Here is a 17,079-nt window from a genome sequence, read left to right as displayed (position 1 = left end):
TGGCGGACGTCACGTGAACTTCGAGATCACTCCAGGGAGTGACGCGCCGCCCTCGGGCACCGGCACTACTGTGTGGCGATCACGCCCGTGTCCGCGGCCCGAAGGAGAGAGATGCGCAAGTTCCTGCTGGTGGTGCTCGTCCTGCTGGTGGTGGGGCTGGTGGCCGCCGACCGGATCGGGGTGCGGGTCGCGCAGAACGAGATCGGCAAGCAGGTCGCCCAGCAGTACAACCTGTCCCGGCAGCCCGACGTGACGATCCACGGCATCCCGTTCCTCACCCAGGCCGTCGGCGGGAACTACGACCAGATCGACGTCGGCATCGGCGACTGGACGCAGCAGGGCGTCACCGTGCACGACGTCAAGGTCGAGATGCACGGCGTGGACGCGCCGCTCGACCAAGTCGCGGGCGGCAACGCCGACAACGTGACGGCGCGCACCGCCACGGCGTCCGCGGTGATCCCCTTCGACGTGCTGAAGTCGCGCGCGCCGAAGGAGGTCAAGGGGATCCGGGCGAAGGGCGACAACCTGGAGGTCGACATGGCCGGGCAGGTGCTCGCGTTCAACGTGAACGGCACCGCCGAGCTGTCGGTCAAGCCGTCCCGCAAGGGCATCGCGATCACGCCGGTGAAGGTCACCACGAGCGGGGTCTCGGTCCCGCTGGACACCGTCCGGGACCGGCTGACCTGGTACGTCCCGATCACCGACCTGCCCGTCGGGTCGCGGATCAGCCAGATCCAGGTGACCGACCAGGGCCTGAAGGTGTCCGCGGAGGCCGACAACGTCAAGCTCAGCAGGCTCCAGCAGCCCACCCGCTGACAGTTCCCACGGATTCCCCCGAACCCGGGTGAACCACCCCCCGCCCTCGGACGTGGTGTGTATGTGGGTCCCACTGCGGACGAACGACTGCTGCGCGCCCTGTACAGCGAGCACGGCGGTCCGCTTCTCGGTTACGTCCTGCGCCTGACGGGCGGCGATCGCTCGCAGGCCGAGGACGTCGTACAGGAGACGCTGCTGCGCGCGTGGCGGCATCCGGAGGCGCTGTCCGACCGGCCCGTCCGGCCGTGGCTGTTCACGGTCGCCCGGAACCTGGTCGTGGACGCGCACCGCGCCCGCCGCGCCCGTCCGCCGGAGACCGGCATCGACGAGCAGGTGGTCGGCACGCCCGGGGTGGACGACATCGACCGGGCGCTGGAGTCCTGGACGGTCGCGGAGGCGCTGGCCGACCTGAGCCCCAGCCACCGCGCGGTGCTCGTGGAGACCTACTACCGGGGGCGGTCGGTCGCGGAGGCGGCCCGCGCCCTCGGCATCCCGCCCGGCACGGTGAAGTCGCGGACCTACTACGCCCTGCGGGCGCTCAAACTCGCACTGGAGGAGCGGGGGCTGGCGCCGTGAACGACTGCGGAGACGTGCGGACCGCGCTGGGCGTCTACGTCCTCGGCGCGATCGACCCGGCCGAGCGCGCCCGGGTGGACGAGCACCTGGCGCGCTGCCCCGCCTGCCGGGACGAGCTGGCCGCGCTCGCCGGGCTGCCCGCGCTGCTCGGACGCGTGGACACCGGGCAGATCGACGAGGTCGCCGATCCGGCGCCTGGCGTCCTGGACGGCCTGCTCGCCAAGGCCGCCGAGGAGAGCCGCCGGCCCTGGTTCCGGCGCCGTCCGGCGGTGGGCTGGACTCCGCTGGCGGCGGCCGCGGCCGTCCTCATGGTCTTCGGGCTGCTGCTCGGCGGTGTCGTCGGGCACCAGGTCGCGGGGACCCCGCAGGCGCGCCCGTCGCCGACGTCCACGAGCACCGAGGAGCCGGGCGAGAAGCTGACGGGGACCAACCCGTCCAACCACGTCACGGCCAGCGTCGTCGTGCGCCGCGAGTCGTGGGGCACCTACTCCGAGATCACCATCACGGGCGTCCCGAAGGGCTCGCGCTGCCGCTGGTACCTCGTCACGAAGGCGGGCAAGCGGGAGATGCTGGGCAGCTGGTCCGTGCCGTCCGCGAACGGCGAGGGCGAGTACGAGGGCGCCACGATGTACTCTCGCGACCAGATCATGTCGTTCCAGGTCGACACCCTCGAAGGCCACCGCCTCGTCACCATCCCCGCCTGACCCGCCCGGCCGCGGTCCCGACCCCACCAGACCGACAGTCGGTCCGGCAGTCACCGACCGACAGTCGGTCCGGCAGTCGCCGACCGACAGTCGGTCTGTCCACCGCCGACCGACGGTCGGTCCGGCAGCCACCGACCGACGGTCGGTCTGTCCGCCACCGACCGACTGTCGGTCTGGTGGGCACCTGATCCGACCGACAGTCGGTCTGGGGGATCTGGGCCTGACCGCTTCGGGGGACGCGGAATCGCGGCGGGGGGTCGTATGTTGTGGCGGGTGATGGTCAGCGGAGTCGTGGTGGCGGCGGTCGTCCTGGTTGCGGCGACCGCTTTCGGGCTGCTGCGGCGGTGGCGCGATGGGAGGTTGCGCGCGGTGGACGACGGACGCCTCCGTTCCGGCGATCTGGGCGCCGAGCTGGGCGAGCGCGCCACGCTGGTGCAGTTCTCGACCGCATTTTGCGCCCCCTGCCGGACGACCAGCCGGATCCTGGGCGAGGTCGCCGGGATGGTCGACGGCGTCGTCCACGTCGAGGTGGACGCCGAGGCGAACCTCGACCTCGTCCGGAAGCTCGACATCATCCGGACGCCCACGACCCTGGTGCTCGACGCGGACGGCCGGATCGTCCAGCGCGCGAGCGGCGCGCCCCGCAAGGCCGACGTGATCGCCGCCCTCGGCACCGCCGTAGCCTGACCGCTCCGGCACCGCCGCCTGACCGTCCCGGCGCCGTCGCCGTTGCCTGACCGCTCCGTCGCCGTTGCCTGACCGTCCCGGCGCCGTCGCCTGTCCGCCTCGGAGGCACCGCCCGGAGCCAGTCGCCTGGCTTTCCGGAGCGCCGCCCGGAGTCGGTCGCCTGACCTTCCGGAGCGCAGCCCGGAGGCACCGTCTGACCGTCCCGGAGGCGCCGGCCGGGGCCGCCGGCTGAGCCGTCCGGTCGTCCCGAAGCGGCGCCAAGTCACGGGAAGCCCGTTCGGGCAAGGGCTCGTCGCATGAAACGCGACCCCTCTGACCTGCGGTGAGATGCTCATCACCGTCTCGGCAGGCGAGACGGGCGTGACATTCGAGCGGAAGCCGGTTTAGAGTCGGAGCGTGCGTTACTGGACAGAGCAGATGCTCACGAAGCGTCGCGCGGTGGACTTCTGCCGCGTGGCCGCCTCGCTCTGTCGCATGGTCTGAGGCATCGAGCCGTATCCAACCCCGGTTGTTCTGAACACCGCTCGCACGCACGCTTCCCCCGCATCTGGGAGCCTCCCATGCAGGTCGACCCGAGAGGGCAACGGTTTGCCGCCGCCCTCACCTCGGTCGTCCTGGTGGCGGTCCTGGTCACGGGAAGCTGGGGGTTGCTCGCCGCTCAGACCATGGTCTTCGCCCTAGGAGCTCTCCTCGGTCTGCGGTTCTCCCCGTACGGGCTGGTCTTCAAAGTGCTCGTCCGGCCGCGCATAGGCCCGCCAAGCGAACTCGAACCCGCGCCCCCGCCCCGCTTCGCGCAGGGCGTCGGACTGGTGTTCGCGCTGGTGGGGACGGTCGGGTTCGCGCTCGGGACCCCCTGGATCGGTATCGGCGCCACGGCTCTCGCGCTGGCGGCGGCGTTCCTGAACGCGGCGTTCGGGTTCTGCCTCGGCTGCGAGATGTATCTGCTGATCCGCCGCTTGCTACCGAAGAATCGCTCCGACAGGGAGGTTCCCGCATGAGCCGCTCCGACGTCCTGGTGGACGCCGCTTGGGCCGAGGCCCACCTCGACGACCCCGGCCTGGTGCTGGTCGAGGTGGACGAGGACGTGTCCGCCTACGACAAGGGCCACATCCGCGGTGCCGTGAAGATCGACTGGAAGACGGAGCTGCAGGACCCGGTCCGCCGCGACTTCGTCGACCGGCAGGGCTTCGAGGAACTGCTGTCCCGCAAGGGCATCGCGAACGACGACACCGTCATCCTGTACGGCGGCAACAACAACTGGTTCGCCGCCTACGCGTACTGGTACTTCAAGCTGTACGGCCACGAGAACGTGAAGCTCCTCGACGGCGGCCGCAAGAAGTGGGAGCTGGACTCCCGCGAGCTGGTCGTGGACGTCCCGTCCCGTCCGGCCACGCAGTACAAGGCGCAGGAGCAGGACCTGGCGATCCGCGCCTTCCGCGAGGAGGTCGTGGACGCGATCGGGTCCAAGAACCTGATCGACGTCCGCTCGCCCGACGAGTTCTCGGGCAAGCTGCTCGCCCCGGCGCACCTGCCGCAGGAGCAGGCGCAGCGGGCCGGGCACGTCCCGACCGCGCGCTCGATCCCGTGGTCCAAGGCGGCCAACGACGACGGCACGTTCAAGTCCGACGAGGACCTGCGCGCCCTCTACACCGAGGCCGGCGTCGACCTGGGCAAGGCGACCATCGCCTACTGCCGCATCGGCGAGCGCTCGTCCCACACCTGGTTCGCCCTGCACGAGCTGCTGGGCCTGCCCGAGGTGAAGAACTACGACGGCTCCTGGACCGAGTACGGCTCGCTCGTCGGCGTGCCGATCGAGCTCGGCGAGCCCAAGTAACCCGCCCCGACCCCACCTGGTAAGACACTCGTCCGCCGTGCCAGGCGGAGAAGGAGGACCTCCGATGACCCAGGGCTGCGCAGCGCCCGCGCAGACGGCGCACCTTCCGGCGACCGTCGACCTTGCCAACGAGGCCGTGATCCAGGGCACCGTCGTCCGCGACGGACAGCCCGTGTCCAGCGCCTACGCGCGCCTGCTCGACTCCACCGGCGAGTTCACCGCCGAGGTCGTGACCGGCGACGAGGGCGTGTTCCGCTTCTTCGCCGCCGACGGCGACTGGACCGTCCGCGTCCTCGCCGCGGGCGGCGTGAGCGTGGACCGCACCGTCTCGGCCCGCACGGGCGAGGTCGCCGCCGTCGAGGTGACGATCTGACGACCTGACCCAGGTCCCTCCGGAACCCCGCCAGGCCCCGGGCCGCGGCGGGGTTCCGCCTTTCCACGGCGCTTGGGGTGCCGCTCCGGGCCCGGACGGCACCGGCGGGAGGGTCGGGACGTCCGAGGATTGTCGGTAATGTACGGGTCCAGCCGGACAGCGATGCCCTGCGGGAGGACGAGGAATGCGCGTACCGGGCAAGAGGCCGGGACTGGCCGCCGGAGCCAGCGGGCTGGCGCTCGCGTCGATGCTGGTCGCGGTGCCGAGCGCGGACGCGCAGCCGGTGGCGGCGCCCAGCCCGTCGCACAAGCCGACCCACAAGCCCACGACGAAGCCGACCACCAAGCCGTCGGACAAGCCCTCCGACAAGCCGTCCGACAAGCCCGTGGACAAGGCTCCGGCGGCCAAGTGCGACAACCCGCCGGTCGGCGCCCCCGCGTCCGCGATCACCCAGGAGCCCTGGGCCCAGTCCCGCCTGGACTTCGAGCAGGCCTGGTCGGCCACCAAGGGCAACGGCATCAAGGTCGCCGTCGTCGACAGCGGCATCGAGGCGTCCAACCCCCAGCTGCGCGGCAAGGTGGTCGCCAAGTTCGGCCCGGACGACGGGAACGTGCGCGACTGCATCGGCCACGGCACCCGGGTCGCGGGCATCATCGCGGCGGCCGACATGCGCAACAAGAACATCCCGTTCTTCGGGGTCGTGCCCGACGTGCAGCTGCTGGACGCCAAGTTCACCTCGTCCGAGTCGTCCGACAACGACAAGGCGCTCGCCGAAGCGATCAAGTGGTCGGTGGACAAGGGCGCGCGCGTGATCAACGTGTCGGCGGACTCCCCGCAGACCCCCTGGCTCCTCGACGCGGTGCGGTACGCGCAGTCGAAGGACGTGCTGATCGTCGCGGCGGCGGGCAACTCGCGGGACCAGAGCAAGGCGCTCCCCGCCTACCCGGCCAACTACCCCGGCGTCATGTCGGTGGCGGCGGTCGACCGGCAGGGCACCATCTCCGGCTTCTCCAACCTCAAGACCCGGGTGGACGTGTCCGCGCCCGGCCAGGACGTGATCTCCCTCAACGGGAACGGCTTCGTCGGCGGCCTGGAGGGCACCAGCTTCGGAGCGCCCTACGCGGCCGGTGTCGCGGCGCTCGTCCGCGCCCGGCACCCGCGCCTCAGCTACCAGCAGGTGATCAACCGGATGGAGATCACGGCCGAGGGCGACAACGGCATCGGCAGCGGCTACGGCATGATCAACCCGATGCAGGCCGTCACCGGCCTGGTCGATCCGAACGCCACGCCGGACAAGAACAAGGCGAAGAAGCCGCTGTCGGGCGCCGTGAACATCGCGCCCGTCCCGCCGACCGACCACCGGACGCACAACATCGCGCTCGGCGTCGCGGGCGGCTCTCTCGGTGTCGCGGTCATCGTGGCCTTCGGAGGCGCGGTCATCCCGCTCGGCCGGAAGCGGGGGTGGCGCCCCGGCAGGGCTCGCATCCCCGCGGACAGTCAGGAATAGACGTAGACCGCATTCTCCCGGAACTGTAGCTTCGTCCGTGATCAAAGTTGACTGCGGGAGAAGGGGACAGTGAAGGTGTTGCGAAAGCGGATGATGACGGCGAGTGCGACGGTCGCCGTGGCGCTCGGAGTCGGGCTCGCCGGTGCTCCGACCGCTGAGGCGTCGGTTCCCTATCAGAACTGGGTACGGTCGCCGTACAACTGGGTCGGCGTGGTCTTCCACCCTCATCACACCTACTGGACTCAGTGGGAGATCTGGCGCAACTCGCCGAATAACAACTACAGGCTCCAGTGGCGCTACCGGGGCTCCAGCTACATCCACAGTTTCGGGATCCCCAGCAAGCCAGGACACTACTGGCAGAGCGAGAGGATCAAGCAGGGGACGGTCATCTACTTCAGGGTCTACGACTGGGACTTCCCGTCCGGGTGGGTGCGCTACCACACGTGACCTGCATAGACGCGAGAGGCCCCGCACCGGGAAGGGTGCGGGGCCTCTTGCTTTGTGCGGTTACTTCTGGCGTTCGGTGGTGGGGTGGAAGGCGGTCTGGATGAGGCGCTTGCCGGTGCGGCGGTCGACGTGGGTGCCGCGGCCCTTGGCGAGGGGCTGCGGGCGGACGTCGAACAGGTTGCCCTCGTCCTTGTTGCCGGACATGATCAGCGCCGGGCTGGCCATGTCCTTGAGGCGCTGCAGGACCGGGTCGAACATCGCGCGGCCCGAGCCGCCCATGGTGCGGGCGAGCAGCAGGTGCATGCCGATGTCGCGGGCCTGCGGGAGCAGCTCGGCGAGCGCCGCCAGCGGGTTGCCGGACGGGGTGGCGACCAGGTCGTAGTCGTCCACGATCAGGAACAGCTCCGAGCCGGACCACCAGGACCGGTTGCGCAGCTGCTCCGGCGTCAGGTCGGACGGTGGGAGCCGGTTCACCAGGGCGCCGTTGGTGTCCTTCATCAGCCCCATGGCGGCGGTGGAGGACGCGGCGTACCCGATGACGTGCTCGCGCTCGGCCGAGTCGAGCAGCGCGCGGCGGTAGTCGAGCATGATGATCCGCGCCTCGGCCGGGGTGTACCGCTCGCAGATCGCGTCCACCAGCACCTTGAGCAGGTTGGACTTGCCGCTCTCGTTGTCGCCGATCATGACGAAGTGCGGGTCGGCCTCGAAGTCCAGCAGGACGGGGGACAGGTTGTCCTCGTCGATGCCGATCGGGACGCGCTTGCCGGTCTCGGTGACCTGCGGGAGCGAGGTGAGCGGCAGCTCGTCCGGCAGCATCCGGACCTGCGGCGCGCCCGGACGGCCCTGCCAGGCCGCCGCGACGGTGTCGACCAGGTGCTTGACGCCCGCGGACAGGTCCTCGGTGGTCGTCCCGCCGTCGATGCGCGGGAGCGCGCCGAGGAAGTGCAGGCCGTCGCGGGTGACGCCGCGGCCGGGACGCCCCTCGGGGACGTTCGCGGCGAGCTTGCGGTCCATCTCCGACTCGTACGGGTCGCCGAGCTTCAGTTCCAGCTTGGTCTGGAACAGGTCCCGGATGGTCATCCGGAACTCCGACCACTTGTTCGTCGCGGCCATGATGTGGATGCCGTAGCCGAGGCCGCGCGCGGCGAGGTCGGTGATCGTGGTCTCGATCGCCTCGAAGTCCGACCGGACGGTCAGCCAGTTGTCCACGACCAGGAACACGTCGCCGAACCCGTCGCCGGGGATCTGGCCCTCGGCGCGCAGGCGCCGGTAGGCGGCGATCGACTCGATGCCGCGCTCGGTGAACATCCGCTCGCGCGACTCCAGCAGGCCCGCGACCTCGGCGACGGTCCGGCGGACCCGGTCGGGGTCGAGCCGGGACGCGATCCCGCCGACGTGCGGCAGGTCGGCCAGGGACGCCAGCGAGCCGCCGCCGAAGTCCAGGCAGTAGAACTGGACCTCCTGCGGGGTGTGCATCAGCGCGAGGGACGTGATCAGCGTCCGGAGCAGCGTCGACTTGCCGGCCTGCGGCGAGCCCGCGACGCCGACGTGCCCGGCCGCGCCGGCCAGGTCGAGCCACATCGCGTCGCGGCGCTGGTCGAACGGCCGGTCCACGATGCCCGCGAAGGCGTGCAGCCGCCCGCGGCCCTCCCAGCCGGCGGTGGTGAAGCCGAACTCCGGCGTGGCCTGGAGGTTCGGGAGGCTCTCGTTCAGCGGGGACGGCTCGTCCAGCGGCGGCAGCCAGATCTCGTGTGGCGGCGGGCCGTTCCCGGCCAGCTGCTTCACGACCATGTCGAACAGGCTGATCTGCGGGCCGTCGTCCTCCTTCTTGACCTGCGCCTGCTGCGGCGCCTCCAGCATCTGCGGCTGGACGTACGCCGGGGTGAACGGGACGATCTGCGCGACCTGCCGCGGACCCTCCGCCTGCGCCTGCGGGGCGTCGTCGTCGGGGCTGTACGGCCCTGAGACGTACGCTGCGCGGAAACGGGTCATCGTCTCGGTGCCGACCTTCAGATAACCGTTACCAGGCGCCTGGGGAAGCTCGTATGCGTCGGGGACGCCCAGGACGACGCGCGATTCCATCGCGGAGAAGGTCCGCAGACCGATGCGGTAGGACAGGTGGGTGTCCAGGCCGCGGAGCTTGCCCTCTTCCAGGCGCTGGGAGGCCAGCAGGAGGTGGACGCCGAGGGATCGGCCGAGGCGTCCGATCATGACGAACAGTTCGGCGAAGTCGGGCTTGGCGGACAGCAGTTCGGAGAACTCGTCCAGGACGACGAACAGGGTGGGCATGGGCTTGAGCGGTGCGCCCTGTTCGCGGGCCTTCTCGTAGTCGCGCAGGGAGGCGTAGTTGCCGGCCGCGCGGAGCCATTCCTGGCGGCGGACCATCTCGCCGTGCAGGGCGTCGTACATACGGTCGACCAGCGGGAGCTCGTCTTCCAGGTTGGTGATGATCGCCGAGACGTGCTGCAGGCCGTCCATGCCCAGGAAGGTCGCGCCGCCCTTGAAGTCGACCAGGACGAAGTTCAGCACCTCGGACGAGTGGGTCATCGCCAGGCCCAGCACCAGGGTCCGCAGCAGCTCCGACTTACCGGAACCGGTAGCGCCGATGCACAGGCCGTGCGGGCCGAAACCGCCCTGCGCGGCCTCCTTGATGTCCAGCTCGACCGGACGGCCCTCGGTGTCGACACCGATCGGCACGCGCAGCCGGTTGCGCGGCGCGCGCGGGCGCCACGCCTGCGCGACGTTCAGCCGCGCCGCGTCCGGGACGTTCAGCAGCTTGGTCAGCGTCATCGCCTGGGACAGCGCGTCCAGCTCGCCGCCGCCCGCGGCCGCCGACGCGCGCAGCGGCGCGAGCTGCCGGGCCAGGCCGTCCGCCTGGACGTAGCTGAAGGCGTCCGGACGGCCGAGCAGGGTCGGGACGTCCTTGCCGGTGCGGTCCTTGCGGAGCATCGCCATCTTGTCGGCGGCGACGCGCAGCCGCAGCATCGTGTTGTCCGCGGTCGGGGTGACGTGCCCGGTGATGTCGATCACGCAGACGCCCTCGATGCCGTCCGCGCCGATCTGCGAGTCCGGGGTGACGGCGCCGCCGTCCACGATCACGATGTGGTACGGAAGATCGTTCTGCGACAGGCCGGGGGTGAACCGGGGCCGGTCCTTCACCTCGAAGGCCAGCATGGCCTCCAGCTCCGACAGCGTGTTCGCCATCAGCCGGACCGGGCCCGCCGCGTCCGTCACCTGCGGGTGCATCGAATGCGGCAGCCACTTGACGAAGTCCCAGTGCGGCATCGCCTGTGGCGAAGCGCACACGCTGACCCGCATGTCGTCGGGGGAGTGGAACGAGCAGAGCTGGGCGATCATCGCCCGCACCATGCCGCGCACCGCCTCGACGTCCCCGACCGGGACGATCCGCGAGAAGGACGGCAGCGACACCGCGACCGGCAGGTTCGGCACGGTCGAGTGCGCCCGGACGAACCGGCGCAGCGCGCCCGCCGTCATCGGCTCCAGGTCCTCGATCGGCTTGGTCTCCGGCGGGATCAGCTGGACGGCCAGCTTCTGCGGACCCGCGCCGATCCGCACGTTGCCGAAGTCGGAGTCGGTCGGGCGGCGCTCCCAGATCCGGGCGCTCATCACGACCGACCACAGCGAGTCGGGCGTCGGGCTGTTCCACTCCAGCGACTCGCGCTGCTGGTCGGCGGCGCGCCGCACCTTCCGCCGCGCCTGCGACAGGTACCGGAAGTAGTCGCGGCGGGCGCCGTTCAGCTTGAACTTGCGCTCCCCGGACCCCCGGGTCAGCTGGCCGATCAGCATGCCGACCATCGCCAGGCCCATGCCGCCGGAGCTGATCCCCGCCATCGGGCCGCGGCTGTTGCCGCCGAGCAGCATCAGCCCCATCATCAGCGGCATCACCGCCATCGGCAGGAAGGTCAGCACCGCCTGCATGCCGCCGCTCTGCTGCTCGGGCAGCTCGGGCGGTGACTCCAGCAGGAGCTCGCCCTTGGGTGCCGGGGGCGGCTGCCTGCGTTCCTTGCGTCGGACGAGAGTCGTGCTCACCTGGGAGTTCCCTCCACGGATGCGCCGGAGGCGTCGGGCTCGGGGTCGGGGTGCGGGGCCGGGGCGGGGGACGATGGAGTCGGGGGCGGGGGGCGATGGAGTCGGGCGGGTCGGTCGAGTCGGGACAGGTCGGTCGAGGCGGGGGTCATAATCCGTATCAGCTGGACAAAGTAGTCGTTACGGGTGAGCCTCGGAGTCACTGTCGGTCAACGGTTGATTTAGCGTAATGGGACCCAACATCCTAGGCTTCGCGTTCGATCCGACGATCCGGAGGACGGGAGCCCAGTGAATTCCCCCGCCACAACCGAACTGTGCAGGGTGACGATCGTCGCGCCAAGACGGCGGATCGACGTTTCGCTCCCTGCCGATGTGCCGCTCGCGCACATGCTTCCCACCCTGCTCCGCGCGGCGGGGGAGAACCTGGCGGACGCCGGGCTCGCCCACTCCGGCTGGGTGCTGCAGCGCCTCGACGAAGGCGCGTTCGACGCCGCCAAGACGCTCTCCGTGCTGGGCGTCCGCGACGGCGAGATCCTTTACTTCCGCCCCCGCATGGCGCAGCTCCCGGAGATGTCGTTCGACGACGTCGCCGACGTCATCGCCGAGGGCATGAAGGAGCGCTCCGACCGCTGGCGGCCCGCGTCCACGCGCCGCTTCGGCCTCGGCGCGGCCGCCGCCGCCCTGGTGGTCGGCGCGTTCGTGATCGCGATGTCCGGCCCGCCCTGGATCGCGCCCGCCGCCGCGGCGGGCCTGGTCGCGGTGGTCACCGTGGTCGCGGCCGCCGCGCTGTCCCGCGCGTTCGCCGACTCCGGCGCCGGGATGATCCTCGGCTACGCCGCCCTGCCGCACGCGTTCCTCGCCGGGCTGCTCGCGCCCGCGCGCTCGCACGCGACGCTGCTGGACCTCGGCGCCCCGCACCTGCTCGCCGGATTCGGCGTGATGGCGCTGGTGTCGGTGATCGCGATGTTCGCGGTCGCGGACGGCCTGTCCACCTTCCTCGGCGTCACGGTCGCCGCGATGGCCGGGACCGTCGCCGCCGGGGTCGAGTTCGGCGTCGGCGGGCTGCCCGCCGCCGGCCTCGCCGCCTGCGCCGCCGTCGTGGTGATGATGCTCACACCGGCCATCCCGTCGCTGGCGTTCAAGCTGGCCAGGATGCCGCTGCCGCCCGTCCCGGCCAGCGCGGACGACCTGCGCCGCGACACCGAGACCGTGGACGGCCGCCAGGTGCTCGCCCGCACCGGCATCGCCGACCGGTTCGCGACCGGCCTGGTCGCCGGTGTCGCGATCTCCGCGCTCGGCGGGATGATCTTCCTGGCCACCGCGTCCGGCTGGGCGCCCGCCGCGACGATCGCCGCGATGTCGGTGTCGCTGCTGCTGCGCAGCCGGGTCTTCCGCGGTGTCACGCAGCGGTCCTGGATGCTCGTCGCGGGCTTCGCCGGCCTCGGCCTGCTGGAGGTCGGCACCGCCTGGCGCGGCGACTCCCAGATCCTGATGCTCGCCACCGGGCTGCTCCCGCTGCTGGTCGTGGTCGGCATCGTGGTCGGGGTCTCGCTGTGGATCCCCAACCACCGGCCGTCCCCGTTCTGGGGCCGGGCCGGCGACATCTTCGACATCATCGTGGTGATCTCGCTGATCCCGCTGGCCCTGGCCGCGCTGGACATCTACGGCCGCGTCCGCGGCCTGGCGGGGTGACGCCGCGATGCAGAACCGCCGCGACCTCTACCAGGCCCACCGGCTGATGACCCAGCGGGTCGGGCTCGCGCTGCTCCAGGGCGAGCCCGACATCGCCGAGTCCCCGATGCGCCGGCACGCGGTCGGCGCGTTCGCCGGGGTCATGGTCGCGCTGCTGGTCGCCGCCGTGTTCGGCATCTGGGGCGTGCTCGCCCCGGGCGGCGCGCGCGGCCTCGACCAGCCCGGCAAGCTGATCATCGAGAAGGAGACCGGGACCAAGTACATCTACGACGCGAACACGCGCAAGATGTTCCCGGTCGCCAACTACGCCTCGGCGATGCTCGCGCTCAACCAGGACAAGGTCGAGCGCCGCACGGTCTCCCGCAAGTCGCTGGCGCACTTCGAGCGCGGCCCGATGATCGGCATCGTCGGCGCGCCCGACTCGCTCCCCGACACCAAGCAGCTCATCCGCGGCCCCTGGTCGGTGTGCGTCCGCGAGGCCGCCGGGACCAACGGCGTCCGCCGCGAGTTCACCGCCCTCGCCGCCGGGCGCGACGTCGGCGGCCGGAGCCTCGGCGAGAACGAGGCCGTCGTGGTGAAGTCCGGCGGCCAGGCGTGGGTGATCTGGAAGGACCACCGGATGCAGCTCGGCGTCCCCGCCGGCGGCGTCACCGCCATCACCGGCGGCCCGGACGCGGTCGAGGTGCCGCCCGCGTGGCTGAACGCGATGCCCGCCGCGGGCAACTTCAGCGCCCCGGACGTCCCCGGCCGCGGCGCCGCCCGCCAGGGCCCGGGCGGACGTCCCGCCCGCGTCGGCCAGATCTTCAAGGCCGACACCGGCGGCCAGCCCAACTGGTACGTCATGCTCGCCGACGGCCTCGCCCAGATCTCCGAGACGCAGGCGCAGCTGCTGCTGCGCTCCCCGGACACCGTCGCCGCCTACCCGGGCGGCCAGGGCGTCAAGGAGATCCCGGTGGACGCCGCGTCCGCGCAGCAGGCCGTCGGCGGCCACAAGCCGCTGATCGACCCGGCCCTGCCGCCGACGCTGCCGAAGTTCGCCAGCTGGGACACCTCCACGCCGCTGTGCTCGGTCTTCCCGACCGGTTCGGCGGTGGCGCGGCTGACGCTGGGCGGCTCGCTGCCCCCGCCGTCCGCGGCGACGCTGGGCGCCGGCTCGTCCGGCTCGGGGAACGCGGTGGACCAGGTCGTCCTGCCCCCGGGCGGGGCGGCGCTGATGAGCCTGGTGGCGGGCGGTGGCCAGAACGGCGGCCAGGCGGCCGGCTCGGGCTCGCTGTCGCTGGTGAACGACCAGGGCGTCCGGTTCGCGCTGCCGTCCCCGGACGTGGCGAAGAAGCTCGGCTACGACCCGACGAAGGCGGCGCCCGTGCCGTCCCCGGTGATCCAGCTGATCCCGACCGGCCCCGCACTGGACCCCGCGAAGGCCCGCAACCCCGTCCCCACTACAGGCGGCTGAGGGATGCGCGAGCGGCCGGGACTGACACGAGTGGCTTCAACGACCGAGGTATGACACGCGTTGCATCCTGACCGCATCCGGCCACTCCCGGCGCACGGCTTCCGTTCGCCGGGGGTGGGCCTGATCTTTGGTTTCAGGGCGGTCACATCCGGGGGTTCTCGGATGTGACGTGAATCACATAGGGCGCAGGGGATCCATGCGATCTCCGATTGCGTCGACAGGTTGACAGCGAAACCCATATGATCGCTGACATTTCGGGTCACAGGGCGCGTTGCCTCGGTCAGAGGCGATGCGGAGGGGCGCCCAAGACGGTGCGGCCAGCACATGCCTGTGACGCGGTGTCAAGGACAAGCTCCCTAACTGGAGGTGACACTGTGGCCGGCCAGTCCGCAGTCGACAGAGCAGCAATGGCCCAGGCGGCGACCCGCATCGAGGAGTCCGCCAACATCATCAAGGGCCTGCAGAGCCAGCTTGAGGGACACAAGAGCAACCTCATGAGCGGCTGGGCGGGCAACGCGTCGATCTCCTTCGACAAGGTGTTCAACGAGTTCCAGACCGACATGAACAAGGTGCGCACCGCCCTGGACGGCATGCACGAGAAGCTCTCGCACACCAAGATCCAGTACGAGAGCACGGAGCAGGAGCAGAACGAGGCCGTCAACAAGATCAACTCGCTGCTCAACGGCAGCACCTGATCCGCGCCCCGTTCGTCCAGCAGTCCGGTCTTCGACCCCTCGAAGGAACTTCATCGTGAGCGAGAGCTACACCAAAGCAAACTTCGGAACCATGCAGCAGGCACAGGCCGACTTCACCCTGGCCTACCGCGCGCTGATCGACGAGCTCTCCGACCTGGAGAAGGAGCTCGAGAAGCACCTCCAGCAGTGGGAGGGCGACGCGGTGTCTGCCTACTGGGACGCCAAGCGCCAGTGGGACTCCGCCGCCCAGCACATCGGCACCGTCCTCAACCAGCTCGGTGTCGTGATCGGCGAGGCGCACCAGAACTACAGCGCCGCCGAGCGTAAGAACTCGGGCATCTGGGGCGCCTGAGCTGGTTGCTGCGGGCCTGGACGGCGCCGGACACCCTCCCCCGGGAAGGTCCGGCGCCGTGCCCGCGCCGGAACCGGACCGCCAATTGCCAGGAGTAGTGACTCATGGGTCAATACGACCTCCCACCTGACAAGATCCACCAGATCGACGTGTACCACACGGAGGGTTACGGCGAATACGCCACCGTGACCACGTCGAAGATGACGGACCAGGAGTGGAACGCTCTCACCGAGAGTGAGAAGAAGGATTACTGGCTGAAGTACGCCGGTGACCCGGGCACTCCGAAGGACCACCCCGTCCAGCGGACGCACACCCCGGACGACTCCCCCTGGAAGTACGAGGCCCAGCCGGGTTACGACGTCGACCCGAAGGCCCTCCGCGATCTCGCCGACAAGATGGAAGGCGAGATGAACGGGTGGAAGAGCAAGCTGAACCGCGTTCAGACGATCACCATCACCACCCAGAACGTGACCGACTACCAGGCCGGCAAGGACTTCGTGGACATCGCCACCACGTCCAAGACCGCGTTCGGGCAGTACATCACGGAGATCAGTAACACCTACACCGCGGTCATCGGTCGGCTGCGCGCCACTGCGCAGGAGTACGAGCGCGCCCACCAGAAGACCAAGGACGCCGTCGATAAGGACGTTGACCTCTGATGACCAACGGTGACGTGAACACAGGGGGTGAACGCTGATGGGACAGGTCGACTACCCGATCAAGACCGGGCCGAAGCCGTCCTACAACTACGGTTCCACGGACTTCGACGAGGTCAAGAAGAAGTTCAAGGGCATCGAGACGGGCCCGGTCGGTGACGCCTCCGACGCGTACCGGGACGCGGGTGACGTCCTCGCGGAGATGGCGAACAACCTCCGCGCCCACGCGTCCACGATCGTCGGCGCCTGGAAGGGCGACTCCGCCCAGAAAGCCCTGGACCAGCTGAAGCAGGTCCACTGGACCGCGACGAACCTGTCGAACAGCAGTGCCACCAACGCCTCGAACTACCACTGGTTCAAGTACCAGATCCTCGACTGGTACAAGGCCAAGGCCGAGTCGATGGACGACGGCATGTTCCACGACAGCGACGACGACAAGTACGCCGGCGAGATGCTCAACAAGTTCGCCATGCGTGCCGGTCAGGCGTGGGACGGCCACCCCGACAAGATCACCAAGGACCTGCCCGGCGACGGCAAGGGCGACCTCGGTGACCCCCGCAATCCCGGTGGCGGTCCTCCCGGCGGAGGCCCCCCTGGTGGTGGCCCTCCCGGTGGCGGTCCCCACGGCGGTGGCCCGAAGGGGAGCTTCGACCCCAACAAGAACAACCCGTTCAAGCACTTCAACGAGAACAACAACCCGCACCTGAACCCGAACGACCACAACAAGTTCAACGACCCGAACAGCAAGTTCCCGAACAGCCACAACCCGAACTGGAACAACAGCAACAACCACAACCCGTTCCAGGACCCGAACCACAAGACGAACCTGTCGTCCTTCGACCCGAGTGGCATGGGTCCGGGCGGCGGTCCCGGCGGTGGCGGTGGCGGCATGGGACCGTTCGGCGGTGACGGCGGTGGTCTCGGCCCCGGCGGCAGCGGTGGTGGTCTCGGTGGCGGCGGCATCACGGGTGTTCCGGGCGGTGCTCTCGGCGGTGGCTTCGGCGCCGGTGCGGCAGCCGGCGGTCGCGCGGGTATGAACGGCATGCCGATGGGCGGCCAGCACGGCGGTCAAGGCGAGGGCGAGAAGGAGCGCGAGCGCTCCACCTGGCTCACTGAGGACGAGGACGTGTGGGGCGCGGACGACGACACCGCACCTCCGGTCATCGGCTAAATGCTTGACCGTATGACTGCGACAGGGCGGCGGGATTACGATCCCACCGCCCATGTTGCTGTGTAACGG

17 protein-coding genes are annotated in these 17,079 nt (G+C 70.4%); 16 read left to right on the top strand and 1 reads right to left on the bottom strand.

Going from position 1 to position 17,079, the window contains the following annotated elements; all coding sequences use genetic code 11:
* Positions 1 to 111 precede the first annotated feature (111 nt).
* From FHU30_RS44560 to FHU30_RS44520, 10 genes are all read left to right on the top strand, one after another.
* On the top strand, positions 112 to 816 hold the full coding sequence (locus FHU30_RS44560; protein ID WP_253883781.1) for an LmeA family phospholipid-binding protein: 705 nt from the start codon (positions 112 to 114) through the stop codon (positions 814 to 816).
* A gap of 63 nt (positions 817 to 879) precedes the next feature.
* Positions 880 to 1,392: a sigma-70 family RNA polymerase sigma factor gene (locus FHU30_RS44555; RefSeq protein WP_308211511.1), complete on the top strand. Its 513-nt coding sequence runs from the start codon at positions 880 to 882 to the stop codon at positions 1,390 to 1,392.
* Positions 1,389 to 2,096, top strand: a complete 708-nt coding sequence (locus FHU30_RS44550; protein WP_253883779.1) for a zf-HC2 domain-containing protein — start codon at positions 1,389 to 1,391, stop codon at positions 2,094 to 2,096. Before FHU30_RS44555 ends, FHU30_RS44550 begins: the two co-directional genes overlap by 4 nt.
* 276 nt (positions 2,097 to 2,372) lie before the next feature.
* On the top strand, positions 2,373 to 2,783 hold the full coding sequence (locus FHU30_RS44545) for a TlpA family protein disulfide reductase (RefSeq protein WP_253883841.1): 411 nt from the start codon (positions 2,373 to 2,375) through the stop codon (positions 2,781 to 2,783).
* A 417-nt stretch (positions 2,784 to 3,200) separates the two neighbouring features.
* A complete protein-coding gene (locus FHU30_RS47870; RefSeq protein WP_372504074.1) occupies positions 3,201 to 3,266 on the top strand; it encodes a putative leader peptide in 66 nt (21 codons plus the stop codon).
* A 77-nt stretch (positions 3,267 to 3,343) separates the two neighbouring features.
* On the top strand, positions 3,344 to 3,781 hold the full coding sequence (locus FHU30_RS44540) for a DUF4395 domain-containing protein (RefSeq protein WP_253883778.1): 438 nt from the start codon (positions 3,344 to 3,346) through the stop codon (positions 3,779 to 3,781).
* Positions 3,778 to 4,617, top strand: a complete 840-nt coding sequence (locus FHU30_RS44535) for a sulfurtransferase (protein WP_253883777.1) — start codon at positions 3,778 to 3,780, stop codon at positions 4,615 to 4,617. The genes FHU30_RS44540 and FHU30_RS44535 overlap by 4 nt, the downstream gene beginning before the upstream one ends.
* A gap of 64 nt (positions 4,618 to 4,681) precedes the next feature.
* Positions 4,682 to 4,990 carry a DUF1416 domain-containing protein gene (locus tag FHU30_RS44530; RefSeq protein ID WP_117355731.1) on the top strand — a complete coding sequence of 103 codons (309 nt, stop codon included), beginning with the start codon at positions 4,682 to 4,684 and terminating at the stop codon, positions 4,988 to 4,990.
* 184 nt (positions 4,991 to 5,174) lie between these two features.
* Positions 5,175 to 6,497 (top strand): S8 family peptidase, encoded by a 1,323-nt coding sequence (locus FHU30_RS44525; protein ID WP_253883776.1) that lies wholly within the window; start codon positions 5,175 to 5,177, stop codon positions 6,495 to 6,497.
* Positions 6,498 to 6,587: 90 nt separating this feature from the next.
* Complete coding sequence (locus FHU30_RS44520) at positions 6,588 to 6,944, top strand: hypothetical protein (RefSeq protein ID WP_253883775.1); 357 nt, start codon at positions 6,588 to 6,590, stop codon at positions 6,942 to 6,944.
* A 60-nt stretch (positions 6,945 to 7,004) separates the two neighbouring features.
* On the opposite strand, the gene eccCa is transcribed toward FHU30_RS44520, so the two are convergent.
* Positions 7,005 to 10,994 carry a type VII secretion protein EccCa gene (gene eccCa, locus FHU30_RS44515; RefSeq protein ID WP_253883774.1) on the bottom strand — a complete coding sequence of 1,330 codons (3,990 nt, stop codon included), beginning with the start codon at positions 10,992 to 10,994 and terminating at the stop codon, positions 7,005 to 7,007.
* A gap of 285 nt (positions 10,995 to 11,279) precedes the next feature.
* On the opposite strand from eccCa, the gene eccD reads away from it, so the two are divergent.
* The 6 genes from eccD (at position 11,280) to FHU30_RS44485 (ending at position 17,010) form a co-directional block, all read left to right on the top strand.
* Positions 11,280 to 12,683 (top strand): type VII secretion integral membrane protein EccD, encoded by a 1,404-nt coding sequence (gene eccD, locus FHU30_RS44510; RefSeq protein WP_253883773.1) that lies wholly within the window; start codon positions 11,280 to 11,282, stop codon positions 12,681 to 12,683.
* Positions 12,684 to 12,690: 7 nt separating this feature from the next.
* The gene (gene eccB / locus FHU30_RS44505) at positions 12,691 to 14,136 is read left to right on the top strand and encodes a type VII secretion protein EccB (protein ID WP_253883772.1); all 1,446 of its coding nucleotides are present in this window, start codon (positions 12,691 to 12,693) and stop codon (positions 14,134 to 14,136) included.
* Positions 14,137 to 14,510: 374 nt separating this feature from the next.
* On the top strand, positions 14,511 to 14,831 hold the full coding sequence (locus FHU30_RS44500; RefSeq protein ID WP_253883771.1) for a WXG100 family type VII secretion target: 321 nt from the start codon (positions 14,511 to 14,513) through the stop codon (positions 14,829 to 14,831).
* A gap of 55 nt (positions 14,832 to 14,886) precedes the next feature.
* Positions 14,887 to 15,183, top strand: a complete 297-nt coding sequence (locus FHU30_RS44495) for a WXG100 family type VII secretion target (protein ID WP_253883770.1) — start codon at positions 14,887 to 14,889, stop codon at positions 15,181 to 15,183.
* A 104-nt stretch (positions 15,184 to 15,287) separates the two neighbouring features.
* Positions 15,288 to 15,842: a hypothetical protein gene (locus FHU30_RS44490; RefSeq protein WP_253883769.1), complete on the top strand. Its 555-nt coding sequence runs from the start codon at positions 15,288 to 15,290 to the stop codon at positions 15,840 to 15,842.
* 37 nt (positions 15,843 to 15,879) lie between these two features.
* Positions 15,880 to 17,010, top strand: coding sequence for a WXG100 family type VII secretion target (locus FHU30_RS44485; RefSeq protein ID WP_253883768.1), 1,131 nt, complete (start codon positions 15,880 to 15,882; stop codon positions 17,008 to 17,010).
* The last annotated feature ends 69 nt before the right edge of the window (positions 17,011 to 17,079 follow it).

Origin of the sequence: Actinomadura rupiterrae (assembly GCF_024172125.1) — a bacterium.
GTDB classification, from domain to species: domain Bacteria; phylum Actinomycetota; class Actinomycetes; order Streptosporangiales; family Streptosporangiaceae; genus Spirillospora; species Spirillospora rupiterrae.
Note: the sequence above shows the minus strand (reverse complement) of the source record. Positions and strands in the feature narration are given on the sequence as shown.